The organism is Halomonas sp. SIMBA_159, from assembly GCF_046536035.1.
In the GTDB taxonomy this organism is placed as follows: Bacteria; Pseudomonadota; Gammaproteobacteria; order Pseudomonadales; family Halomonadaceae; genus Vreelandella; species Vreelandella venusta_A.
Window position 1 is genome coordinate 1 of sequence record NZ_JAWJBT010000087.1, and the last position, 517, is coordinate 517.

Consider the following 517-nt stretch of genomic DNA (forward strand, 5'->3'; position numbering starts at 1 on the left):
CCTGTTCATCATTTTTAGACGGCAGAAAGCGAATAACTGCCTGACCATTACCTGCATTATCCAGTTTCAGTTTCCATTCGCCTTTATCTTCTGAGCTAAAGCCTTTATTACCATTCAGTTTTGCCATCTGTGCTGCCAGTTCTGCGGTTGATTTACGTTTAAACATATGTATATCTCCTTCTTAAAGTTAAACAAAATTATTTCTAGAGGGGAATTGTTATCCGCTCACAATTCCCCTATAGTGAGTCGTATTAATTTCGCGGGATCGAGATCTCGATCCTCTACGCCGGACGCATCGTGGCCGGCATCACCGGCGCCACAGGTGCGGTTGCTGGCGCCTATATCGCCGACATCACCGATGGGGAAGATCGGGCTCGCCACTTCGGGCTCATGAGCGCTTGTTTCGGCGTGGGTATGGTGGCAGGCCCCGTGGCCGGGGGACTGTTGGGCGCCATCTCCTTGCATGCACCATTCCTTGCGGCGGCGGTGCTCAACGGCCTCAACCTACTACTGGGCT

1 pseudogene is annotated in these 517 nt (G+C 51.6%); it reads left to right on the forward strand.

What is annotated here, in order from left to right:
- Nucleotides 1-276: 276 nt before the first annotated feature.
- Nucleotides 277-517, forward strand: a pseudogene (locus R0J87_RS18470) (MFS transporter); the annotation flags it as partial.